We start from the raw sequence: 21,885 nt of genomic DNA, 5'->3' as shown, positions 1-21,885 counted from the left end.
GAAGACATGTTAACCATTGATGTAGCCGCAGATATTGTCGCCAGCGGTATAAAAGTCGTGATCATTTTGGTCTGCGTGCTGGTCGTTCCCAGCCTGCTGGTGGGGATGCTGGTCAGCATTTTTCAGGCCGTCACGCAAATTAACGAACAAACGCTGAGCTTTTTGCCCAGGCTTATCGTCACCCTCGCGGTATTGGGTATATGTGGAAAATGGATGATCGTCCAGTTGAGCGATCTCTGCGTGCATCTGTTCACTCAGGCCGCCATTCTGGTGCACTGACATGCGCGAAACAGACGTCACACAGTTAAGTAACCTGATACTGGGCATGTGGTTTCCGTTCGTGCGCATTATGGCGTTTATTCACTACGCCCCGGTACTGGATAACGCCGCGCTAACGGTGCGGATACGCATTATTTTATCCCTGGCGTTGGCCTTCATCATTACGCCGCTTATCCCCCATCCGGTCCCTGACAGCCTGCTGTCGATCAACAGCGTTATTTTGACCGCAGAGCAGTTTCTGTGGGGCATGCTTTTCGGCCTGATGCTGCAGTTTTTATTTTTAGCGCTGCAGCTGGCGGGCCAGATCCTCTCTTTCAACATGGGGATGAGCATGGCGGTGATGAACGACCCCAGCAGCGGCGCGTCAACAACGGTACTGGCGGAAATCATCAACATCTATGCGGTGATCCTGTTCTTTGCCATGGACGGGCATTTGCTGTTGGTGAGCATTTTATTCAAAGGATTTACCTACTGGCCGATTGGCAATGCGCTGCATCCGCAATCTCTGCGCACCATTTCCCTGGCGCTGGGTTGGGTGTTTGCCGCAGCTACCCTGCTGGCTCTGCCGACGACCTTTATTATGCTGATTGTCCAGGGCTGCTTTGGCCTGCTAAACCGCATTGCACCGCCGCTCAACCTGTACTCGTTGGGCTTTCCCATCAACATGCTGGCGGGCCTGATCTGCTTTGCGACCCTGCTTTACAATCTGCCCGATCACTATTTGCACCTGGCGAACTTCGTCTTACAACAGCTTGACGCGCTAAAGGGACACTATGGCGGATAGCAGCAGCGAAGAAAAAACAGAAAAACCCTCGGCGCAAAAACTTCGCAAAGCCAGAGAAGAGGGACAGATTCCGCGTTCCAAAGATATGGGGCTTGCCGCCAGTCTGTTTGCCGCGTTTATGGTGATTTCCAGCAGCTTCCCGTGGTATGAAGATTTTGTCCGAGAAAGCTTTATCAGCGTTCATCAGTATGCGCAGAACATTAATGACCCGGACATCATCGGCCAGTTTCTCGAACATCATCTGCTGATTTTAGGCAAGTTCATTCTGACGCTGTTACCCATGCCGGTTGCCGCGCTGTTTGCCTCGCTAGTGCCCGGCGGGTGGCTGTTCCTGCCGAAGAAAATTTTGCCGGACTTTAGCAAATTAAGCCCGCTCAAAGGGATTGGCCGCCTGTTTTCCACAGACCATCTGGTAGATACCGGCAAGATGACGCTCAAAGCGATTGTTCTGCTGGTGATGCTGTGGATTAGCGTACGCAATAACGTTGCCGCCTTTCTGGGGTTGCAAGAGTTGCATTTCAAACAGGCCATCAGCGATGGCCTGGCGTTGTACAGCAGCATCATGTGCAACTTCGTCATCCTGTTTGTTTTTTTCGCGCTGATTGATGTGCCGCTGGCGAAGAAAATGTTCACCAAAGGGTTGAAGATGACCAAACAGGAAGTGAAGGAAGAGTATAAAAATCAGGAAGGTAAACCGGAAGTACGGGCCAGGATCCGCCGCCTGCAACGGCAAATGGCGATGGGGCAAATTCGCAAGGTCGTGCCAAAAGCCGATGTGGTGATCGTCAACCCGACCCACTATGCCGTGGCGCTACAGTACGACCAGTCACGCGCCGCCGCGCCTTTCGTGGTCGCCAAAGGCACCGATGAAATCGCGCTGTATATCCGTCAGGTGGCGACGGAGAACAACATTGAAATTGTTGAATTTCCTAAGCTGGCGCGCTCGGTTTATTACACCACCCAGGTCAATCAACAGATCCCATTTCAACTTTATCGGGCGATAGCACACGTCCTGACCTATGTACTGCAAATGAAGCACTGGCGTGATGGTTCCCAGGCACGGCCTTCGCTGAACAGACATATTTCCATTCCAAAAGAGGTTCTTAAACTGGATGCCGAAAACAACTAAACAATTCCTCGCGCTGCTGCGTAACGGTAACATCGGCATTCCGCTGGTCATACTGTGTATCCTGGCGATGGTGATCCTGCCATTGCCACCGACCCTGCTGGATATTCTGTTCACCTTTAACATCGTGCTGGCGGTGATGGTGCTGCTGGTGGCCGTTTCCGCGAAACGCCCGCTCGAATTCAGTCTGTTCCCGACCATATTGCTGATAACCACCCTGATGCGCTTGACGCTGAACGTGGCGTCAACGCGCGTAGTGTTGCTGCATGGGCATATGGGCGCAGGCGCTGCCGGTAAGGTGATTGAGTCCTTCGGTCAGGTGGTGATCGGCGGTAACTTTGTCGTCGGTTTTGTGGTGTTCATCATCCTGATGATCATCAACTTTATCGTGGTGACCAAAGGTGCCGAGCGTATCTCCGAAGTTTCGGCCCGCTTTACGCTGGACGCCATGCCCGGCAAGCAGATGGCGATCGACGCCGATCTGAACGCGGGGCTGATTAATCAGGCCCAGGCGCAGGCCCGACGTAAAGATGTGGCGGGCGAAGCGGATTTCTATGGTGCAATGGACGGCGCGTCGAAGTTCGTGCGCGGTGATGCCATCGCCGGGATGATGATTCTGGCCATCAACCTGATCGGCGGCGTCTGTATCGGTATTTTTAAATACGATTTAAGCGCTGAAGCCGCCTTCCAGCAATATGTCCTGATGACCATCGGTGACGGTCTGGTCGCCCAGATCCCGTCTCTGCTGCTATCGACGGCAGCGGCAATTATCGTTACTCGCGTGAGCGACAGCGGCGATATCGCCACCGACGTTCGTAGCCAATTGCTGGCAAGCCCCTCCGTACTTTATACCGCCACCAGCATCATGTTTGTCCTGGCTGTGGTGCCGGGAATGCCGCATTTCCCGTTCCTGGTATTCAGCGCCCTGCTGGGGTTTACCGCCTGGCGTATGAGCAAGCGCCCGAAGGTGGCGGAGACCGAAGAAAAAAATCTTGAGACGCTGACCAAAACCATCGTTGAAACCACCGAGCAACAGGTCAGTTGGGAAACCATCCCCTTAATTGAGCCAATCAGCCTGAGCCTGGGATACAAACTCGTGGCGTTGGTGGACAAGTCCAAAGGGAATCCGCTCACTCAACGTATTCGCGGCGTGCGACAGGTTATCTCAGACACCAACGGCGTGCTGCTGCCGGAAATTCGCATCCGCGAAAACTTCCGTCTGAAACCGACCCAGTACGCCATTTTTATCAATGGGATCAAGGCTGATGAGGCCGATATTCCCTCAGATAAGCTGATGGCGCTGCCCTCCAGTGAAACCTACGGTGAGATCGATGGTGTTTTAGGCCACGATCCGGCCTATGGTATGCCGGTCACGTGGATTGTCCCGGCGCAAAAAGCCAAAGCGTTAAATATGGGGTATCAGGTTATCGATAGCGCCAGCGTTATTGCGACGCATGTGAATAAGGTCATTCGCAGCTATATTCCCGACCTGTTTAACTACGATGATATTACGCAACTGCATAACCGCCTCTCTTCAATGGCACCTCGCCTGGCGGAAGATCTGAGCGCAGCGCTGAATTACAGCCAGCTATTGAAGGTTTACCGGGCACTACTGGTTGAAGGCGTGCCGCTGCGCGATATCGTCACCATTGCCACCGTCCTGGTCGCCAGTAGCGCCGTCACCAAAGATCATATTCTGTTAACGGCCGATGTGCGTCTGGCGCTTCGTCGCAGTATTACCCATCCGTTTGTGCGCAAAGATGAACTGGCGGTGTACACGCTGAATAATGAGCTGGAGAATCTGCTGGCTAATGTGGTGAATCAGGCGCAGCAAAGCGGCAAAGTAGTGCTCGATAGCGTACCGGTCGATCCGAATATGCTCAATCAGTTCCAGACCAATATGCCGCAGATTAAAGAACAGATGAAAGCGGCGGGAAAAGAACCTGTGCTGCTGGTCGCACCGCAGCTTCGTCCTCTGCTCGCGCGTTATGCCCGCCTGTTTGCACCGGGTTTGCAGGTACTGTCTTATAACGAAGTTCCGGATGAGCTGGAATTAAAAATCATGGGGGCGCTGAGTTAACCCGTGGCAAGGCGGTGCCATTCGCACCGCCTTATTGATTACAGAATGGTATTTTCCGTCAGAATACGACGGGCGCCGAGATAATGATCCTGCCAGAAGTCATCGGATAAATGACTCACCCGAATAGTTTCTCCCGTACGCGGCGATTCAATAAATTGCCCCTGTCCCAGGTAGACCCCCATATGATCGGCAATATCCCGGCTGTGAATATGAAAGAACAATAAATCACCACGACGAAGGTCGCGATTGGCGACGATGGTCGCCCGCCGGTAGTGATACATTTCATTCGCCGTACGCGGCAATTTTGCCGCCAGGATTTTGTTGTAGGCATAAAAAATCAGCCCACTGCAGTCAAAGCCTTGATCCGGGCTGGTCCCGCCCCACAAATAGGGTTTACCTAACTGCTGCTCAAGACGGTGGATTGCCACTTCGGTCATGTTGTGCAAATGGTCGCTGCTGAGAAAATGGTCATTCTCCGCCAGCTCCTGCCAGCGATGATCGCTCGCTTTCAGCGGCCCAGGGAACCACTCCGGGTGCTGTTTAACCAGCGTCCTGTTCTGCTGGCGCAGCGCGCTTTTACTTTGCGCATTACCTACCACCACATAACTTGCCTGCTTTTTTACCTGCGCGTGGTATTGCTTCAGCAGCCGGGCGCGATTACGCATGCGCATTTGCGCCGCATAGCTTAGATGGGCGTCAGATAAGAGGGGCTGAACTTTGGCGACAGACGGTGATGACAACACAACACACAAAGACAGCAGACCCGGCAAAAAGCGTCGGGGTGCAGAGACAAAAGACATGAAAACAAAAATACCTAATCAAACACGTTCGGCGCAGTCTACCGCTATTGCCGGGTATTCCATTTTAATATTCGATTATTAAATTATTAATTTTTTAAATTCAATACATTAGAAATTCTGCACTAAAAAGACTCAATGACGTTCGCTAACCTGCAAAATACGCCGGTGTCTGACAGACTTTAAGCACAATTTTCCGTATAAAGAAAATCTAAAGTGTAAACGCAGCACGAGAGACTTGCGAAAAACTCTCTGGGTGATAATGTGAGCGCTCCAGATCCAGATTTATCCGATTTGGGGACTCTTTTTGCCGTCCTGGCGTGTGTAATCGTTTTATCAAGGAATAAGCAGTATGCGTAAAATCGCATTTTTTCTTGCGATGCTTTTATTGCCGTGCGTTTCGTTTGCCGGTTTGCTGAGCAGCAGCAGCCCGACCACGCCTGTCAGCAAAGAATATAAGCAGCAATTAATGGGCTCCCCTGTCTATATTCAGATCTTCAAAGAAGAGCGAACGTTGGATCTGTACGTCAAGATGGGCGAACAGTATCAATTGCTCGACAGCTATAAGATCTGCAATTATTCCGGCGGCTTAGGGCCGAAACAGCGTCAGGGTGATTTCAAAAGTCCGGAAGGATTTTACAGCGTACAGCGCGGACAGCTGAAACCGGATAGCCGCTTCTACAAAGCGATTAACATTGGTTTCCCTAACGCCTACGACCGCGCACACGGTTATGAAGGTAAATACCTGATGATTCACGGTGCCTGCGTTTCCGTCGGCTGCTACGCGATGACCGATAACGGCATTGATGAGATTTTCCAGTTTGTCACCGGCGCGCTGGTGTTTGGGCAGTCCAGTGTGCAGGTCAGCATTTATCCGTTCCGTATGACCGACGCCAACATGCAGCGTCATAAGTTCTCGTATTACAAAGAGTTCTGGTCGCAGCTAAAACCGGGATACGATTACTTCGAACAAACGCGTAAGCCACCAACTGTTTCCGTCGTCGATGGCCGTTATGTTATCAGCAAGCCGTTGAGTCACGAAGTGGTTCAGCCGCAGCTGGCATCAAACTACGCGCTCCCCGAGACAAAATAATGCCCACTCGCCTGGCATAATCTTTTGCCAGGTTTCATTGCCGGTTAACGGCTGTGTGGCAATCACGGTGACCACATCATTGGGTGTGGTCTCTGAGCTAAAATCGATTTCCACATCCTGATCCAGCAACGTCGCTACGCCAAATGGCGCACGCCGCGTGATCCAAAACAGGTTGGTCGAACAGAAGGCCATCACATAACGCCCGTCAGATAGCAGCATGTTGAAGACGCCCTTCTCCCGCAGTTCACCTGCCAGCATCGCGATATATTTAAATACTGCCGTCATATTGCCAGGCGTGCGTGGATAACGCTCGGTCAGTTTATGCAGCAGCCAGCAAAACGCTTTTTCGCTGTCGGTTTCGCCGACCGGACGGAAATTACCAGTTTCCAGCGATTTATAGCCGCTGAGCTGGCCGTTATGGGCGTATGTCCAGTTACGTCCCCACAGCTCTCGCGTAAAGGGGTGGGTATTTTCCAATGCCACTTCGCCACGGTTCGCCTGACGGATATGGGCAATCACAGAACAGGATTTGATGGGATAGTCTTGTACCAGTTTGGCGATAGGCGAATTAAAGCTGGGTTGCGGATCTTTAAACGTACGGCAGCCCTTACCCTCATAAAACGTAATACCCCAGCCGTCTTTGTGCGGCCCGGTACCTCCGCCGCGCTGAACCAGCCCGGTGAAGCTAAAGCAGATATCGGTTGGCACATTGGCGCTCATCCCGAGCAGTTCGCACATACATCACCTCCACAAACGCCTTAAGCGGGAAGGCGTAATTGTTACAGCCAATGAAAACTTAAAATAGCAGATAAAACAATATGCTATACCCTAAATAATTCGAGTTGCAGGAAGGCGGTAAGGGAAGGACAAATTCGTCTGGAACGAATTTGAACAGCCAAAGGCTACCTTCGGTGAGGGACATGGATGTCCCTCATTAAATCCCCAGGAGCATAGATAACTATGTGACTGGGGTTTCTGAGTGAAACCAACGCACCTGCAGCTTGAAGTATGACGGGTAGAGTTACTTAACCATCTCTTTTTCGATCAACTGGATCAGGATATGGATCACTTTGATATGAATTTCCTGAATACGGTCAGCGTAGCCAAAGTGCGGCACGCGAATTTCAATATCTGCACTGCCGGCCATTTTACCGCCATCTTTGCCGGTCAGGGTGATGACTTTCATTCCCTTCTCACGCGCCGCAGCAATCGCTTTAATCACGTTACCGGAGTTACCCGAAGTGGAGATGCCTAACAGGACATCGCCCTCGCGGCCCACGGCTTCCACGTAGCGGGAGAATACATAATCGTAACCGAAATCGTTGCTGACGCAGGAGATATGGCTGACGTCAGAGATAGCGATCGCCGGGTAGCCCGGACGGTTTTCGCGATAGCGTCCGGTCAGCTCTTCGGCGAAGTGCATCGCGTCGCAATGGGAGCCGCCGTTACCGCAAGAAAGTACCTTACCGCCGGCTTTGAAGCTGTCTGCCAACAGGACCGCCGCGCGTTGAATGGCGTGAATATTGGCGTCATCTTTAAGAAAATTAGCCAGCGTTTCCGCCGCTTCGCTCAGTTCGTTACGAATAAGATCCTGGTACATGAGGATATCCTTCAGCATGAATGTAAATGACAAGATGCAGTGTACCGGATAGCGCTACCAGCGAGAAGTACAAGCCACAGGAATGGCTGTCGCTTTTGATTTTTTGTGCCGGTTAAAACAACAACAATGTGAGCTTTGTTGTAATTATTTTGTAAACACATTGCTAAAAGAATTCACATCCACTACAACCATATCATCACAAGTGGTCAGACCTCCTACAAGCAAGGGAGCTTTTCGTTATGATGATTTTGAGTATTATCGCTACGGTTGTTCTGCTCAGCGTTCTGTTTTATCACCGCGTGAGCTTATTCCTCAGCAGCTTAATTTTGCTCGCCTGGACGGCTGCGCTTGGCGTGGCTGGCCTGTGGTCAGTCTGGCTGCTGGTTCCTCTGGCCATTATCCTCGTACCGTTTAACTTTACGCCGATGCGCAAATCCATGATCTCTGCGCCGGTGTTCCGCGGTTTCCGTAAAGTCATGCCGCCGATGTCACGCACCGAGAAAGAAGCGATTGATGCCGGTACGACCTGGTGGGAAGGCGACCTGTTCCAGGGCAAGCCAGACTGGAAAAAACTGCATAACTATCCTCAGCCGCATCTGACTGCTGAAGAACAAGCGTTTATTGATGGCCCGGTGGAAGAAGCCTGCCGCATGGCGAACGACTTCCAGATAACCCACGAACTCGCGGATCTACCGCCGGAGCTGTGGGCGTATCTGAAAGAACACCGCTTCTTCGCAATGATCATTAAGAAAGAATACGGCGGGCTGGAATTCTCCGCCTACGCTCAGGCTCGCGTTCTGCAGAAACTCTCCGGCGTTTCCGGTATCCTGGCGATCACCGTTGGCGTACCTAACTCATTAGGCCCAGGCGAACTGCTGCAGCATTACGGCACCGAAGAGCAGAAGAACCATTACCTGCCGCGTCTGGCACGTGGTCAGGAGATCCCATGCTTTGCCCTGACCAGTCCGGAAGCGGGTTCCGACGCAGGCGCGATCCCTGATACCGGTGTGGTTTGTATGGGCGACTGGCAGGGGCAGCAGGTGCTGGGGATGCGCCTGACCTGGAACAAACGCTATATCACGCTGGCGCCTATCGCTACCGTGCTGGGTCTGGCATTTAAACTCTCCGACCCGGAAAAACTGCTGGGTGGCGAAGAAGATCTTGGCATTACCTGTGCGCTGATCCCAACCTCAACGCCAGGCGTACAAATTGGACGTCGTCACTTCCCGCTGAACGTGCCGTTCCAGAACGGCCCGACGCTGGGCAAAGATGTCTTTGTTCCAATTGATTACATTATCGGCGGCCCAAAAATGGCCGGTCAGGGCTGGCGCATGCTGGTGGAATGCCTGTCCGTAGGACGCGGTATTACCCTGCCGTCTAACTCGACGGGCGGTGTGAAATCGGTCGCAATGGCCACCGGTGCGTATGCGCACATTCGTCGCCAGTTCAAAATCTCTATCGGCAAGATGGAAGGTATTGAAGAGCCGTTGGCACGTATTGCCGGTAACGCCTACGTGATGGACGCTGCGGCATCACTGATTACCTACGGCATTATGCTGGGTGAAAAACCGGCGGTGTTGTCGGCCATCGTGAAATATCACTGTACTCACCGTGGGCAGCAGTCAATCATCGATGCAATGGATATCACTGGCGGTAAAGGCATTATGCTTGGCGAAAGCAACTTCCTCGCCCGTGCTTATCAGGGCGCGCCAATCGCCATTACCGTTGAGGGCGCCAACATTCTGACCCGTAGCATGATGATCTTCGGTCAGGGTGCGATTCGCTGCCATCCGTATGTTCTCGAAGAGATGGCGGCGGCGCAGAGTAACGATGTGAATGCCTTCGACAAACTACTGTTCAAACACATTGGTCACGTCGGCAGTAACAAAGTGCGTAGCTTCTGGCTTGGCCTGACGCGTGGTTTAACCAGCAGCACGCCAACTGGCGATGCGACCAAACGTTACTACCAGCACCTGAACCGTCTGAGCGCCAACCTGGCACTGCTTTCGGATGTGTCCATGGCCGTACTGGGCGGTAGCCTGAAGCGCCGTGAACGTATCTCCGCGCGTCTGGGTGATGTGTTAAGTCAGTTGTATCTGGCCTCCGCGGTGCTGAAGCGTTATGACGATGAAGGCCGTCATGAAGCGGACCTGCCTTTGGTTCACTGGGGCGTTCAGGATGCGTTGTACAAAGCGGAGCAGGCGATGGACGACCTGCTGAAAAACTTCCCGAACCGTCTGGTCGCAGGCTTGCTTAATGTGGTTATCTTCCCTACCGGTCGCCACTACCATGCACCGTCTGACAAGCTGGATCATAAAGTCGCGAAGATTTTGCAGGTTCCAAGCGCCACCCGTTCTCGTCTTGGTCGCGGTCAGTACCTGACGCCAAGCGAACACAACCCGGTTGGCTTACTGGAAGAGGCGCTGCTGGATGTGATTGCAGCCGACCCTATCCACCAGCGGATCTGCAAAGAGCTGGGTAAAAACCTGCCGTTTACCCGCCTGGATGAACTGGCGCACAATGCGCTGGCCAAAGGGCTGATTGATAAAGACGAAGCCGCAATTCTGGTGAAAGCCGAGGCGAGTCGTCTGCGCAGCATCAACGTGGATGACTTTGAACCCGAGGCGCTGGCGACTCAGCCGGTAAAGTTGCCAGAGAAGGTGCGTAAGGTCGAAGCAGCATAACGCTAACGCACAACGTTCAGCCCCGCTCAATGCGGGGCTTTTTATTGCCACATTTTCGTTAAGGCTCATGCTACAGTGTCAAAATGCTGTTCAACGAGGAGCCTCGATCGTGCCAGGTTTAAAAATTACGCTGCTGCAACAACCGCTGATCTGGATGGATGGCCCGGCCAACCTGCGCCATTTCGACCGCCAACTGGAAACCGTCACCGGGCGTGACGTTATTGTGTTGCCCGAGATGTTTACCAGCGGATTTGCGATGGAAGCGGCAAACAAATCGTTGCCGCAAGAGGAAGTTGTAAGCTGGATGCGTAGCAAAGCGCAGCAGACGAATGCCCTGATAGCAGGTAGCGTGGCGATACAGTCTGAACGGGGGCCGGTGAATCGTTTTTTGCTGGTTGAACCCGAAGGCACCGTGCATCTCTATGACAAACGCCATCTGTTCCGCATGGCGGATGAGCATCAGCATTATCAGGCAGGTGAAGAGCGCATCATCTTTGAATGGCGTGGTTGGCGCATTCTGCCGTTGGTCTGTTATGACTTGCGTTTTCCGGTGTGGTCGCGTAACCGCAACGACTACGACCTCGCCTTGTATGTGGCTAACTGGCCCGCACCGCGCTCGCTGCACTGGCAGATTCTGCTCACCGCACGGGCAATTGAAAATCAGGCGTATGTAGCAGGATGTAACCGTGTGGGAACCGATGGTAACGGCCATCATTATCGCGGTGACAGCCGGGTGATTAATCCGCAGGGTGAGATTATTGCCACCGCCGAGCCGCATCAGGCCACACGTATTGACGCTGAGTTGTCACTCTCGGCGCTGCGCGAGTATCGCGAGAAGTTTCCCGCCTGGCAGGATGCTGACGCTTTCATCCTGTAGAGTTCGCCTTCCCTCCCGCCACGGACCATGTATCCACGGCGGGATTGTTTCACTCCGTAACCAACCGCAAAACAAATTCGCGTGGCGACATGCATCGGGCAACGTATTCTGCAAGGGATAATCACTCGTCACCAGCGAGTGGCAGACAATGTCGATAATTCCCTTATCAGGATTTCAATAATGAAAAACTTCGTACGCATGACTTTGCTGGCAGTTACCGTGGCTGGCGCTTCTTTTAGCTCGCTTGCAGCAACCACATCTAATGTTCCGGCTCCGGCCCAGGATCCGGTCGTTCAACACCTTAAGTTGACCAACGACCAGGTGGCGCAGATTAAAAAACTGCACCAGCAGCTTGAAACCAATGTCGGTCAGATTTCGGTGAAAGACGTTAAAGACGGCGCGCTAATTGACGTCATCAAGTCCGGGAAATGGGATGAAGCAGCCGTCAAAAAACAGCTTTCGGCGTTCAGCAACATCGAACAGCAGGCGCGTTATTACCGCGTGAAATACTACTTTGACCTGAACAAAGTGCTGACCCCAGAACAGCGCCAGCAGGTGCAAAAAGATATCGCACAGACGCTGAGCGAGTAACAGCAAGGCCTGCAATAACATATGGTTGCAGGCTTATATTTTTTGGGCAGTAAAAACGACGAAAGCCTGAATCATTTCTGATTCAGGCTTTCTGAATAGTGGCGGAATGGACGGGACTCGAACCCGCGACCCCCTGCGTGACAGGCAGGTATTCTAACCAACTGAACTACCACTCCGCGTTGTGTTCCGCTTGGGAACGAAGCGAATATTACGGATTGCCTCGCGCCTCGTCAACGCTTTTTCTCACGTTTTTTAATCGTTTGCTGCAAAAATCACCCGAATGACCATTTCTGTACTGTAAATACCAGAACTAGGCCCGCCAGAGGCAACTTCCGCCCTTCTTCTGTACCAGGTCAAGGCGCGACTCATGGGCTGCCAGCTCTTCATCAGTGGCGAAAACAACGCGTAATTTACTGGACTGACGCACAATGCGCTGGATCCCCGTATCATTCTGCTGCTGACTGTCACCTTCCATTGAGAACGCCATGGTGGTCTGCCCACCGGTCATCATCAGATAAACGTCGGCCAGAATCTGGGCATCGAGCAATGCGCCGTGCAGGGTACGCTTGCTGTTGTCTATCTCATAGCGCGAGCATAACGCATCAAGGCTGTTACGCTTGCCAGGAAACATTTTCCTCGCCAACGCCAGGCTATCGGTCACTTTACAGAAGGTGTTCGTCTTCGGGATATCGCGATGGAGTTTCGCGAATTCGTAATCCATAAAGCCGATATCAAACGATGCGTTATGGATAACCAGCTCCGCGCCACGGATATAGTCGAGAAACTCATCGGCAACATCGGCGAACGTGGGTTTATCAAGCAGGAATTCATCGGCGATTCCGTGTACGCCAAACGCTTCCGGGTCCACCAGCCGATCCGGCTTCAGGTAAACGTGGAAGTTATTTCCGGTCAGGCGGCGGTTCACCACTTCAACCGCACCGATCTCAATGATCTTGTGGCCTTCGTAGTGGGCGCCAATCTGGTTCATACCGGTGGTTTCGGTATCGAGGACTACCTGTCGTGTAATTCCAGTGCTCATAACGGTCATTTATGTCAGACTTATCGTTTGATTTCGATTTGCTAAAACAGGAAGTCTACCAGAGATGCTTAAACAGGTAGAAATTTTCACCGACGGTTCATGCCTGGGAAATCCAGGGCCAGGTGGTTACGGGGCGATTTTACGCTATCGCGGGCGCGAAAAAACCTTTAGCGAAGGCTACAACCTCACTACCAATAATCGCATGGAGCTGATGGCGGCAATCGTTGCGCTGGAAGCCCTGAAAGAACAGTGTGAAGTGATACTCAGCACGGACAGCCAGTATGTGCGTCAGGGCATTACGCAGTGGATCCACAACTGGAAAAAGCGCGGCTGGAAAACCGCAGATAAAAAACCGGTGAAGAACGTCGATCTGTGGAAACGTCTGGATGCCGCGCTGGGGCCGCACCAAATCAAATGGGAATGGGTTAAAGGGCACGCGGGTCATCCGGAAAACGAACGCTGCGATGAGCTTGCTCGTGCTGCGGCAATGAGTCCCACCCAGGATGATGTTGGGTATCAGGCAGAGTCTTAAGCATCTGGCTTGCGGTATTGTCGGGTGGCCCCAACGGCCTGGCGGATGCGTGCCTTACTTTTACTTTGTTTCATCGGATTGAGCGTAAGCGGAATTGTTCGCTTGCGCGCGACAACCAACTGCAAACAGCCTAGTGCCGGAATATGCGCACTTAACATTTTACCGCCCTGCTTCGCCCAGGGCAGCACGTGGAACCGGCTATAGTGCAGCACCTCAAAATTCAGCAAAGAGAGCCAATCCAACTGGCGCGTCAGGGTAAACATCCGGCTGTTGTAAGGCGGTGTTTTACGTAGCACTGGCACCAGCTTACGCAACCCCATCAGGCTAACCGGGTTAAACCCGCTCAGTATTAACCAGCCATCATCAATCAGTACCCGGTCGGCTTCACGCAATAAGCGATGCGGATCGGCGCACCACGGTAGTGTATGCGCCAACAGGCAAACATCCACAGATTTATCGGCAAAAGGAAGGTGTAAAGGATCGGCTGTGACCTGCATGGGCGAACCTTGCAAAGAAACATTTACCTGATGAGAAACCGCGCACGCTTCAGAATCGATTTCTGCGCTTAAATTACCAATCTTAAGCAGATGAAAACCGTACATTTTTGCGAACCACGGGTTAAGCTGATACTCCAGCGCCTCACGATAGTGTTCGCCCCAGGGCAGATCACCCCAGCTAACGGGCGCTACGACAGTTTGAGGGATCCTTGCCGGTTTCATCACAACCTTCCGTTACGCATTGAGAGGTAATATATGAATCTTAACAGTATTCCTGCATTTCAGGACAATTACATCTGGGTCTTGTCAAATAATGACCAGCATTGTCTGATTGTGGACCCAGGTGAAGCGGCTCCTGTTCTGAAAGCCATTGCAGAGCATAACTGGGTGCCTGAAGCCATTCTGCTAACCCATCACCATCAGGATCACGTCGGCGGTGTGAAAGAACTTTTGCAACATTTCCCACAATTAGTGGTTTACGGACCCGCTGAAACGCAAGATAAGGGAACGACCCATATAGTCAAAGATGGCGATATTGCACTCGTTTTAGGGCATGAATTTAAAGTAATTGCCACGCCGGGTCACACTTTAGGACATATCTGTTACTTTAGCCAACCTTACCTATTTTGTGGCGATACGCTCTTTTCAGGCGGCTGTGGCAGACTATTTGAAGGTACAGCTTCACAGATGTATCAATCACTTAATAAATTAAGTGCGCTTCCTGATGATACATTGATCTGCTGCGCCCATGAGTACACATTAGCAAACATGAAGTTTGCCTTAAGCATTCTGCCGCACGATTCGTTTATTAATGATTATTATCGTAAAGTTAATGAGTTACGGGTAAAAAAACAAATGACGCTACCCGTAATTCTGAAAAATGAGCGACGAAATAATCTTTTTTTAAGAACAGAAGATATTGATTTAATTAACGAAAAAAAAAAAAAAACAATATTGCAACAACCTGAAGAGCGTTTTGCCTGGTTAAGGTCAAAGAAAGATACGTTCTGACAATTCTGGGTTGCCTTTTGAAAACTTCGCCGTTATGATCGGTCGTCTTTTAAGCAACTATTGACACACACATGAAGGCAAAAGCGATATTACTCGCCTCTGTCCTGCTTGTTGGGTGCCAGAATACTGGTAACGTCCAACAGCACGCACAGAGCCTTTCTGCAGCTGGTCAAGGGGAAGCAGGAAAGTTTACAAGTCAGGCGCGATGGATGGACGATGGAACATCTATCGCTGCTGATCAGGATTTGTGGGCTTTCATTGGTGACGAGCTAAAGATGGGAATTCCGGAAAACAACCGGATTCGCGAACAAAAACAGAAGTATTTACGCAATAAGAGCTATCTCCACGATGTAACTTTACGGGCAGAGCCGTATATGTACTGGATAGCCGGGCAAGTTAAGAAACGTAACATGCCTATGGAACTGGTACTACTACCCATAGTGGAGAGCGCTTTTGATCCTCACGCAACGTCTGGCGCCAATGCCGCAGGTATTTGGCAGATCATTCCGAGCACGGGGCGCAATTATGGTTTAAAACAGACCCGCAATTATGATGCACGTCGCGACATTGTGGCTTCCACCACCGCCGCGCTGGACATGATGCAGCGTCTGAACAAGATGTTTGATGGCGACTGGCTGCTGACCGTTGCTGCTTACAATAGCGGTGAAGGTCGTGTCATGAAGGCAATCAAAACGAACAAAGCTCGTGGTAAACCCACTGACTTTTGGTCGTTGCCATTGCCTCAGGAAACGAAGCTATACGTGCCCAAAATGCTGGCATTGAGCGATATACTCAAAAACAGCAAACGCTATGGCGTACGTCTGCCAACAACAGATGAAAGCCGCGCGTTGGCACGTGTTCGCCTGAGTAGCCCGGTTGAGATGGCTCAGGTTGCCGATATGGCGGGTATTTCCGTCAGCAAGCTGAAGACCTTCAATGCAGGCGTGAAAGGCTCCACGTTGGGTGCCAGCGGTCCGCAATACGTGATGGTACCAAAGAAGCATGCAGAGAAGCTGCGTGAGTCTTTGGCTTCCGGCGAAATTGCAGCCGTACAGTCAACGCTGGTTGCGGATAACACGCCGCTGAACAGCCGTAGCTACAAAGTTCGCTCTGGCGATACGCTTTCCGGCGTCGCTGCACGTCTTGGCGTGAGCACGAAGGATCTGCAGCAGTGGAATAATCTGCGTGGATCATCGCTGAAAGTGGGCCAAAGCCTGACCGTAGGTGCGGGTACCAGCGCGCAGCGGTTGGCTAATAACAGCGATAGCATCACCTATCGTGTGCGTAAAGGCGACTCGCTGTCGAGCATTGCCAAACGCCACGGGGTTAACATCAAGGATGTGATGCGCTGGAACAACGATACGGACAATCTGCAGCCAGGCGATCAGCTCACGTTGTTTGTGAAAAACAACGGCATGCCGGACTCCTGATAGCATTGTAGAAATGAAGGCACTGGCTTCCCCCCAGTGCCTTTTTTATTTATCCCGCTTTATGCGCCTCAACCATGATCGTGTCGCTGGTAAACGAGCCATCTTCCTGCAACGCAAAGTAGGTTTTCACTTCAACAGAAGCACTCTGTTGGTAAACACGAATCGCGCCGCTCAACGCTGCAGGCGTGCGCATCCGCGCCACCCACGAACTGAACTCCAGCGGCAGACGGTCAGTTAACAACGTATCGGCAATCAGATTGGCATCATTGATTAACGACAACCACTCTCCGCTGGAATAGTTGCGAACGTGCGAGGTATCACGTAACGCCTCGACAGTTTGCAACCAGATATCACGTACAGGATGGCCTGGCGACATCACATCCATCACAATCAGCACACCGCCGGACTTCAGAACGCGGTTCACTTCCCTCAGCGCGCGCCCGACATCATGCCAGTGATGCGCTGAATAGCGGCTAATCACCACATCAAAAGCGCAATCGCTGAACGGCAGGCTCTCTGCGTATCCCTGTCGCGTGGTGATATTATCCAGGCCCTTCTCTTTTGCAGCCTCTGCGACCACCTCAAGCATTTGAGACGATAAATCATAAGCCACAACCTGTTGTACGTGTTGCGCAGCCACAAAGCTGGCGTGCCCCGCTCCACATCCCATATCCAGTACCCGTGCCTGTGGAAAAGCAGACAGCCTTTCCGCCAGTCGTTGTAAATCACGACCCGTAGCATGTACGGTGCTGGTTAAATAGGCATTAGCCTGAGAGCCAAACTGCTTTTCGACGTTGTCATGGTGGGAGCGTGTTGTCATTGTGTTGTCCTTCGGTTGTTGTGAAATATGAAGAGCAGCACCATCACAGGCCTGCCCTACGGCAGACCTGACACACCGTTATTGTTCAGGTTTGCCGGGACTGAATTCAACGAGTAGCGGGTTGTGGTCAGATGCGCGGGTGACCAGCACAGAGGCTTCACTCACGTTCAGACCGCGATAGAACACAAAATCGAGAGGACGACCAAACGCGCGGCGGCGCTGATCGTCAGTAAAGCGTACCTGGCGCAGTGACATTTCACGCGCAAAGCGGTACAGCGCATTCATCCGTCGACGGCTCCAGGCATTAAAATCGCCGGCCATGATCACCGGACCGCTGTGATGAGCAATCTGATCGCCAATCGGAAGTAACTGCTTGCTATAGACATCAACGCCAAGGCTAAAGTTAACCGCGTGGATATTCACCACCATTAATAGCCGAGTGTCAGGCAATGGGTACACCGTCACCAGCGCCGATTTCGCCAGCCGTAAAATCGGCTCACGCTCGCGCAATGGGCAGCAGTAAACAGGGTGGGCGGAGGAAAGCGTCATGACGCCAGAGGGATGCTGAGGCAGCACAAAGGCGGGAACCTGATCGGCAGCAAGATAGTTAGCGGTCGCAAACTGCACCAGTTCTGGCGTGGTTTGCGCTTCCTGCAATAACACCAGATGCGCGTCTTTGCCAAAATTCTTCAACACCGACTGCCATTCTGCCCGTTGTTGCTTAAAAATATTCCACACCAGCACGCGAATGCGATCTTCACTGCTTAACGGCACGCCTGCAGGTAATGCCTGGCCGATATGCGCAAATGACCCAGGCGGTAAAATCCGCTCAACGGGCTGTCCGGCAACATAGCGCATGGCATAGGTGTTTTTTCGCACTTTAGACTTTCAAACCTCTGTAACGTCAACCAGTCCGCAGCCGGACTGGTTCTTCTGTTATAGGGATTTTAGCACTCACTTTCAACGAACAATTGCAGTTTGTTTTGTAAGTGGGCGCTTACATCAATGATTTACCCCAAAGCAACGCGCGCGGGCTTATCAAGACGACCGCTGAGTCCCATCAGCAGGAAAGCAACCAGGACAATAAGTGCGCCAATCCACGGCGTCTGCGCCAGACCATAATGCTCGACCGTTTGTCCACCAATCACTGAACCCAGTGCAATGCCAATGTTAAACGCCGCAATGTTCAACCCTGACGCCACATCTACAGCATTAGGCGTAAATTGTTCCGCTTTCTGTACCACGTAGACCTGCAACCCCGGTACGTTACCAAAGGCGAAGATCCCCATCACAAGAATCGTCACTAACGCAGCGTATTGCGTAGAGGCTGTCAGTTGAAAGACCATCAGCAGGACGAACAGCGCAGCGAAGATAAATTTCAGCGCCGGGACAGCACCATGTTTATCCGCCAGCTTACCTCCCCAGATATTACCGATAGCGACTGATACGCCATAGCCCAGTAAGATCCAGCTTACCGCTGCCGGCGAGAAGCCAGCCAGGTCCTGCATCATAGGAGCCAGGAAGGTGAATGCCGTGAATACACCGCCGTAGCCCAGTGCTGTAACAGCATAAATCAGCAACAGACGGGGATGAGTCAGCACCTTCACCTGGTCGCGAATGCTGGCGGCCGCCCGACCCGGGATGTTGGCTGGGATCAGCAGTTGGCTGCTAATCAGTGCAATAACACCCAACAGAGATACAGCAAGGAAAGTCTCGCGCCAGCCAAAGTGCTGACCGATAAACGTACCCAGAGGCACGCCCGTCACCAGCGCCACCGTTAAGCCACCAAACATAATGGCGATGGCGGAAGCGGCTTTCTCTTTTGGCACCAGGCTTGTCGCGATGGTAGAACCAATCGAGAAGAATACGCCGTGTGCCAGGCCTGTCAGCAGGCGGGCGACAATGAGTGTCATATACCCGGGTGCCTGCCATGCCAGCAAATTCCCCGCCGTAAACAGAACCATCAGCGCAACCAACAGTTGCTTACGTGGCAGACGTCCGGTCAGGGCAGTCAATACTGGCGCCCCGATCGCGACACCCAGCGCATAGATTGAAACCAGCATCCCGGCAGAAGGTAAAGAGATCGCCAGTTGTTCAGCAATGGTCGGCACCAGGCCGACAATCACAAATTCAGTCGTGCCAATAGCGAAGGCACTTATTGTGAGTGCAAATAAAGCGAGAGGCATAAATAGCTCCATATCATCAATAATCAGATGACACGTAGTATGCCGGGATGTTTTAATGACAAAAATATTCAAAATCTCAATATAATTTTGCTTCAGGTGCAAAAATGAAAGCGACATCCGATGAACTTGCGATTTTTGTAGCCGTAGTTGAAAGCGGTAGCTTTAGCCGGGCGGCAGAACAGCTTGGACAAGCCAATTCCGCGGTCAGTCGGGCAGTAAAAAAGCTGGAGATGAAACTGGGCGTCAGTTTGCTGAATCGCACAACCCGACAGCTAAGCCTGACTGAAGAAGGAGAGCGTTACTTCAGACGTGTGCAGCAGGTACTGCAGGAAATGGCAGCTGCAGAAATGGAAATCATCGAGTCGCGTAATACTCCGCGCGGTCTGCTACGTATCGATGCGGCAACACCGGTGATGTTGCATTTCCTGATGCCCCTGATCAAACCTTTCCGTGAGCGCTATCCCGAGATGACGTTGTCGCTGGTTTCCTCAGAGACATTTATCAATCTTATTGAACGAAAAGTGGATGTTGCGATACGTGCCGGTGCCTTGACTGACTCAAGTCTGCGCGCACGTCCACTCTTTACCAGCTACCGCAAGATTATTGCTTCACCTGACTATATTGCCCGCTTCGGTAAGCCAGAGACTGTTGAAGAGTTAAAGCAGCATCTGTGTCTGGGGTTTTCTGAACCCATTTCGCTCAATACATGGCCCATTGCCTGTAGTGACGGACAATTACATGAGGTTGAGTGCGGCCTGTCTTCGAACAGTGGCGAAACGCTGAAGCAGCTTTGCCTGAACGGCAACGGTATTACTTGTCTTTCAGATTATATGATTGATAAGGAGATCGCTCAGGGTAAGCTGGTCGAATTGATGGCGGATAAACGACTGCCAGTCGAGATGCCTTTCAGCGCGGTGTATTACAGCGATCGTGCCGTCAGTACTCGTATTCGGGCATTCATCGATTTTTTAAGTGAATATATAAGAACAGCTCCCGAAGGAGCTGTAAAAGAGGGTTAAAGGCACAGAGGGGTCAGGCAATTAATCCCACTCAGGCGCCAGACCTTCCGGGCTAACCAGGCGGTCGTTGCAATCCAGAGCAGCGATTGCCGCTTTGTCTTCCGCATCAAGGTGCAGTTCCAGCGCCAGCAGGTTGCTTGCCAGGTTTTCACGCTTGGTAGAAGAAGGGATCACAGAGTAACCTTCCCCCATCGCCCATGCCAGAATCACCTGGGCCGGCGTCGCGTTATGTTTAGCCGCAATGCCAGCAATCACTTCATCTTTCAGCGCCTTACCGTAAGCCAGCGTCATGTATGAGGTGATGTGGATACCGTGCTCTTTCGCCCAGTCAACAACCTTACGGCTTTGCAGATATGGAGATAACTCAATCTGGTTGGTCGCGATATTGTCTGCGCCTACTGCGGCAATGGCTTTTTCCATCAATGGGATAGTGAAGTTAGAGATACCAATTTCACGAGTCAGCCCTTGCTCTTTAGCTTCGAGCAATGCTTGCATAAACTCTTCAACAGAGACGGCATCACTTGGTGATGGCCAGTGGATCAGCGTCAGATCAACATAATCTGTGCGCAGTTTCTTCAGGCTTTCTTTCAGACTTGGGATCAGTTTTTCTTTGCTGAGATTTTCAATCCAGATCTTGGTGGTGATGTACAGTTCGTTACGCGGTACGCCGCTTTCGGCAATCGCCTGACCAACAGCCGCTTCATTATCATAGATTTGTGCAGTGTCGACAGCACGGTAGCCCAGATCAAGCGCCGTTTTAACAGAAGCGATAACCACGTCGTCTTTCAGGCGGAAAGTACCTAAACCAAATGCAGGGATTGTCATAGAATTCCTCTTTTTAATCACAATGTTCGTTAACTGAGGGTATTATGACCTTCTGCTCTTTATAGAAAAAGAGCGAACAATGCAGAGGATTTTTGCGAATTCAGCAATAATAAAGTTACAGGCAAAGAAAAAGCCCTGAGCAAATGCTCAGGGCTCTTAATAAGTGGCGGAACGGACGGGACTCGAACCCGCGACCCCCTGCGTGACAGGCAGGTATTCTAACCAACTGAACTACCGCTCCACCGAATTTCTTTGTCACTACCCGGATTATTCATCCCGGTTTACTGCAATTTGATGCCTGGCAGTTCCCTACTCTCGCATGGGGAGACCCCACACTACCATCGGCGCTACGGCGTTTCACTTCTGAGTTCGGCATGGGGTCAGGTGGGACCACCGCGCTACAGCCGCCAGGCAAATTCTGTTATCAGACCGCTTCTGCGTTCTGATGTCATCTGTAATCAAGCTGAATCTGATGTCTGTCTCTTCGCCAAAACATCTTCGGCGTTGTAAGGTTAAGCCTCACGGTTCATTAGTATCGGTTAGCTCAATGTATCGCTACACTTACACACCCGACCTATCAACGTCGTCGTCTTCAACGTTCCTTCAGGAGACTTA

20 protein-coding genes, 2 tRNA genes, 2 rRNA genes and 1 pseudogene are annotated in these 21,885 nt (G+C 51.8%); 12 read left to right on the top strand and 13 right to left on the bottom strand.

Annotated elements, in window-relative coordinates:
- The first annotated feature begins 6 nt into the window (after positions 1–6).
- The 4 genes from EHN13_RS00125 to EHN13_RS00110 are packed head-to-tail and all read left to right on the top strand — an operon-like array spanning position 7 to position 4,269.
- The gene (locus EHN13_RS00125; protein WP_003838859.1) at positions 7–279 is read left to right on the top strand and encodes a flagellar biosynthetic protein FliQ; all 273 of its coding nucleotides are present in this window, start codon (positions 7–9) and stop codon (positions 277–279) included.
- Between the two features lies 1 nt (position 280).
- The gene (gene fliR / locus EHN13_RS00120) at positions 281–1,063 is read left to right on the top strand and encodes a flagellar biosynthetic protein FliR (RefSeq protein WP_061067301.1); all 783 of its coding nucleotides are present in this window, start codon (positions 281–283) and stop codon (positions 1,061–1,063) included.
- Positions 1,053–2,192, top strand: a complete 1,140-nt coding sequence (flhB, locus tag EHN13_RS00115) for a flagellar biosynthesis protein FlhB (RefSeq protein ID WP_124020682.1) — start codon at positions 1,053–1,055, stop codon at positions 2,190–2,192. Before fliR ends, flhB begins: the two co-directional genes overlap by 11 nt.
- Positions 2,176–4,269 (top strand): flagellar biosynthesis protein FlhA, encoded by a 2,094-nt coding sequence (locus EHN13_RS00110; RefSeq protein ID WP_124020681.1) that lies wholly within the window; start codon positions 2,176–2,178, stop codon positions 4,267–4,269. Before flhB ends, EHN13_RS00110 begins: the two co-directional genes overlap by 17 nt.
- A gap of 38 nt (positions 4,270–4,307) precedes the next feature.
- Here EHN13_RS00110 and EHN13_RS00105 read toward each other — a convergent pair whose 3' ends face one another.
- The gene (locus tag EHN13_RS00105) at positions 4,308–5,069 is read right to left on the bottom strand and encodes a C40 family peptidase (RefSeq protein WP_124020680.1); all 762 of its coding nucleotides are present in this window, start codon (positions 5,067–5,069) and stop codon (positions 4,308–4,310) included.
- Between the two features lie 349 nt (positions 5,070–5,418).
- Here EHN13_RS00105 and dpaA point away from each other — a divergent pair, with 349 nt between their 5' ends.
- The gene (gene dpaA / locus EHN13_RS00100) at positions 5,419–6,159 is read left to right on the top strand and encodes a peptidoglycan meso-diaminopimelic acid protein amidase (protein ID WP_003843847.1); all 741 of its coding nucleotides are present in this window, start codon (positions 5,419–5,421) and stop codon (positions 6,157–6,159) included.
- Here dpaA and EHN13_RS00095 read toward each other — a convergent pair.
- Both EHN13_RS00095 and lpcA read right to left on the bottom strand, forming a co-directional pair.
- Entirely contained in the window at positions 6,130–6,897 is a 768-nt protein-coding gene (locus EHN13_RS00095; RefSeq protein WP_003031388.1) for a class II glutamine amidotransferase, read from the bottom strand. The genes dpaA and EHN13_RS00095 overlap by 30 nt on opposite strands.
- A gap of 283 nt (positions 6,898–7,180) precedes the next feature.
- Positions 7,181–7,759, bottom strand: a complete 579-nt coding sequence (gene lpcA / locus EHN13_RS00090; protein ID WP_016151815.1) for a D-sedoheptulose 7-phosphate isomerase — start codon at positions 7,757–7,759, stop codon at positions 7,181–7,183.
- Between the two features lie 239 nt (positions 7,760–7,998).
- Between lpcA and fadE the strand changes: the two genes are divergently transcribed.
- The 3 genes from fadE to EHN13_RS00075 all read left to right on the top strand — a co-directional run bounded on the left by fadE (position 7,999) and on the right by EHN13_RS00075 (position 11,911).
- Positions 7,999–10,443, top strand: a complete 2,445-nt coding sequence (fadE, locus tag EHN13_RS00085; protein ID WP_124020679.1) for an acyl-CoA dehydrogenase FadE — start codon at positions 7,999–8,001, stop codon at positions 10,441–10,443.
- Positions 10,444–10,552: 109 nt separating this feature from the next.
- Positions 10,553–11,320 carry an amidohydrolase gene (locus tag EHN13_RS00080; RefSeq protein ID WP_124020678.1) on the top strand — a complete coding sequence of 256 codons (768 nt, stop codon included), beginning with the start codon at positions 10,553–10,555 and terminating at the stop codon, positions 11,318–11,320.
- Between the two features lie 180 nt (positions 11,321–11,500).
- Positions 11,501–11,911, top strand: coding sequence for a Spy/CpxP family protein refolding chaperone (locus EHN13_RS00075; protein WP_101743095.1), 411 nt, complete (start codon positions 11,501–11,503; stop codon positions 11,909–11,911).
- A gap of 99 nt (positions 11,912–12,010) precedes the next feature.
- Here the strand turns inward: EHN13_RS00075 and EHN13_RS00070 are convergent.
- Together EHN13_RS00070 and dnaQ are read right to left on the bottom strand one after the other, a co-directional pair.
- Positions 12,011–12,087: transfer RNA gene (locus EHN13_RS00070), tRNA-Asp, on the bottom strand.
- Positions 12,088–12,221: 134 nt separating this feature from the next.
- Positions 12,222–12,950 (bottom strand): DNA polymerase III subunit epsilon, encoded by a 729-nt coding sequence (dnaQ, locus tag EHN13_RS00065; RefSeq protein ID WP_075551413.1) that lies wholly within the window; start codon positions 12,948–12,950, stop codon positions 12,222–12,224.
- Between dnaQ and rnhA the strand changes: the two are divergent.
- Positions 12,904–13,482 (top strand): annotated as a pseudogene (gene rnhA, locus EHN13_RS00060) (ribonuclease HI). The gene dnaQ and the pseudogene rnhA overlap by 47 nt on opposite strands.
- Here the strand turns inward: rnhA and EHN13_RS00055 are convergent.
- Complete coding sequence (locus EHN13_RS00055; protein ID WP_124020677.1) at positions 13,479–14,201, bottom strand: class I SAM-dependent methyltransferase; 723 nt, start codon at positions 14,199–14,201, stop codon at positions 13,479–13,481. The pseudogene rnhA and the gene EHN13_RS00055 sit on opposite strands and share 4 nt — an antisense overlap.
- A 33-nt stretch (positions 14,202–14,234) precedes the next feature.
- Here EHN13_RS00055 and gloB point away from each other — a divergent pair, with 33 nt between their 5' ends.
- Together gloB and mltD are read left to right on the top strand one after the other, a co-directional pair.
- Positions 14,235–14,990: a hydroxyacylglutathione hydrolase gene (gene gloB / locus EHN13_RS00050; protein WP_124020676.1), complete on the top strand. Its 756-nt coding sequence runs from the start codon at positions 14,235–14,237 to the stop codon at positions 14,988–14,990.
- Between the two features lie 71 nt (positions 14,991–15,061).
- A complete protein-coding gene (gene mltD / locus EHN13_RS00045; protein ID WP_048212543.1) occupies positions 15,062–16,420 on the top strand; it encodes a murein transglycosylase D in 1,359 nt (452 codons plus the stop codon).
- 49 nt (positions 16,421–16,469) lie between these two features.
- Here the strand turns inward: mltD and EHN13_RS00040 are convergent, their stop codons facing one another.
- From EHN13_RS00040 to EHN13_RS00030, 3 genes are all read right to left on the bottom strand, one after another.
- On the bottom strand, positions 16,470–17,240 hold the full coding sequence (locus tag EHN13_RS00040; protein ID WP_124020675.1) for a class I SAM-dependent methyltransferase: 771 nt from the start codon (positions 17,238–17,240) through the stop codon (positions 16,470–16,472).
- A 78-nt stretch (positions 17,241–17,318) separates the two neighbouring features.
- Positions 17,319–18,119 (bottom strand): endonuclease/exonuclease/phosphatase family protein, encoded by an 801-nt coding sequence (locus EHN13_RS00035; protein ID WP_048212545.1) that lies wholly within the window; start codon positions 18,117–18,119, stop codon positions 17,319–17,321.
- A gap of 131 nt (positions 18,120–18,250) precedes the next feature.
- Entirely contained in the window at positions 18,251–19,426 is a 1,176-nt protein-coding gene (locus tag EHN13_RS00030) for an MFS transporter (protein ID WP_121584237.1), read from the bottom strand.
- Between the two features lie 104 nt (positions 19,427–19,530).
- Between EHN13_RS00030 and yafC the strand changes: the two genes are divergently transcribed.
- A complete protein-coding gene (yafC, locus tag EHN13_RS00025) occupies positions 19,531–20,445 on the top strand; it encodes a DNA-binding transcriptional regulator YafC (RefSeq protein ID WP_124020674.1) in 915 nt (304 codons plus the stop codon).
- 21 nt (positions 20,446–20,466) lie between these two features.
- On the opposite strand, the gene dkgB is transcribed toward yafC, so the two are convergent.
- The 4 genes from dkgB to EHN13_RS00005 all read right to left on the bottom strand — a co-directional run.
- Positions 20,467–21,270 (bottom strand): 2,5-didehydrogluconate reductase DkgB, encoded by an 804-nt coding sequence (dkgB, locus tag EHN13_RS00020; RefSeq protein WP_124020673.1) that lies wholly within the window; start codon positions 21,268–21,270, stop codon positions 20,467–20,469.
- A gap of 164 nt (positions 21,271–21,434) precedes the next feature.
- Positions 21,435–21,511: transfer RNA gene (locus EHN13_RS00015), tRNA-Asp, on the bottom strand.
- Between the two features lie 55 nt (positions 21,512–21,566).
- Positions 21,567–21,682, bottom strand: a 5S ribosomal RNA gene (rrf, locus tag EHN13_RS00010).
- A gap of 96 nt (positions 21,683–21,778) precedes the next feature.
- A 23S ribosomal RNA gene (locus EHN13_RS00005) occupies positions 21,779–21,885 on the bottom strand; the annotation flags it as partial.

It is taken from the genome of Citrobacter youngae (genome assembly GCF_003818115.1).
Classification (GTDB): Bacteria; Pseudomonadota; Gammaproteobacteria; order Enterobacterales; family Enterobacteriaceae; genus Citrobacter; species Citrobacter youngae.
Note: the sequence above shows the minus strand (reverse complement) of the source record. Positions and strands in the feature narration are given on the sequence as shown.

What these genes read in the sequence shown, in the direction of transcription:
- EHN13_RS00040 (WP_124020675.1), bottom strand. Translation starts at nt 17,240, where the DNA reads ATGACAACACGCTCCCACCATGACAACGTCGAAAAGCAGTTTGGCTCT.
- EHN13_RS00075 (WP_101743095.1), top strand. Translation starts at nt 11,501, where the DNA reads ATGAAAAACTTCGTACGCATGACTTTGCTGGCAGTTACCGTGGCTGGC.
- lpcA (WP_016151815.1), bottom strand. Translation starts at nt 7,759, where the DNA reads ATGTACCAGGATCTTATTCGTAACGAACTGAGCGAAGCGGCGGAAACG.
- flhB (WP_124020682.1), top strand. Translation starts at nt 1,053, where the DNA reads ATGGCGGATAGCAGCAGCGAAGAAAAAACAGAAAAACCCTCGGCGCAA.
- fadE (WP_124020679.1), top strand. Translation starts at nt 7,999, where the DNA reads ATGATGATTTTGAGTATTATCGCTACGGTTGTTCTGCTCAGCGTTCTG.
- EHN13_RS00095 (WP_003031388.1), bottom strand. Translation starts at nt 6,897, where the DNA reads ATGTGCGAACTGCTCGGGATGAGCGCCAATGTGCCAACCGATATCTGC.
- EHN13_RS00030 (WP_121584237.1), bottom strand. Translation starts at nt 19,426, where the DNA reads ATGCCTCTCGCTTTATTTGCACTCACAATAAGTGCCTTCGCTATTGGC.
- gloB (WP_124020676.1), top strand. Translation starts at nt 14,235, where the DNA reads ATGAATCTTAACAGTATTCCTGCATTTCAGGACAATTACATCTGGGTC.
- mltD (WP_048212543.1), top strand. Translation starts at nt 15,062, where the DNA reads ATGAAGGCAAAAGCGATATTACTCGCCTCTGTCCTGCTTGTTGGGTGC.
- EHN13_RS00110 (WP_124020681.1), top strand. Translation starts at nt 2,176, where the DNA reads ATGCCGAAAACAACTAAACAATTCCTCGCGCTGCTGCGTAACGGTAAC.
- yafC (WP_124020674.1), top strand. Translation starts at nt 19,531, where the DNA reads ATGAAAGCGACATCCGATGAACTTGCGATTTTTGTAGCCGTAGTTGAA.
- EHN13_RS00125 (WP_003838859.1), top strand. Translation starts at nt 7, where the DNA reads ATGTTAACCATTGATGTAGCCGCAGATATTGTCGCCAGCGGTATAAAA.
- EHN13_RS00055 (WP_124020677.1), bottom strand. Translation starts at nt 14,201, where the DNA reads ATGAAACCGGCAAGGATCCCTCAAACTGTCGTAGCGCCCGTTAGCTGG.
- fliR (WP_061067301.1), top strand. Translation starts at nt 281, where the DNA reads ATGCGCGAAACAGACGTCACACAGTTAAGTAACCTGATACTGGGCATG.
- dpaA (WP_003843847.1), top strand. Translation starts at nt 5,419, where the DNA reads ATGCGTAAAATCGCATTTTTTCTTGCGATGCTTTTATTGCCGTGCGTT.
- dkgB (WP_124020673.1), bottom strand. Translation starts at nt 21,270, where the DNA reads ATGACAATCCCTGCATTTGGTTTAGGTACTTTCCGCCTGAAAGACGAC.
- EHN13_RS00105 (WP_124020680.1), bottom strand. Translation starts at nt 5,069, where the DNA reads ATGTCTTTTGTCTCTGCACCCCGACGCTTTTTGCCGGGTCTGCTGTCT.
- dnaQ (WP_075551413.1), bottom strand. Translation starts at nt 12,950, where the DNA reads ATGAGCACTGGAATTACACGACAGGTAGTCCTCGATACCGAAACCACC.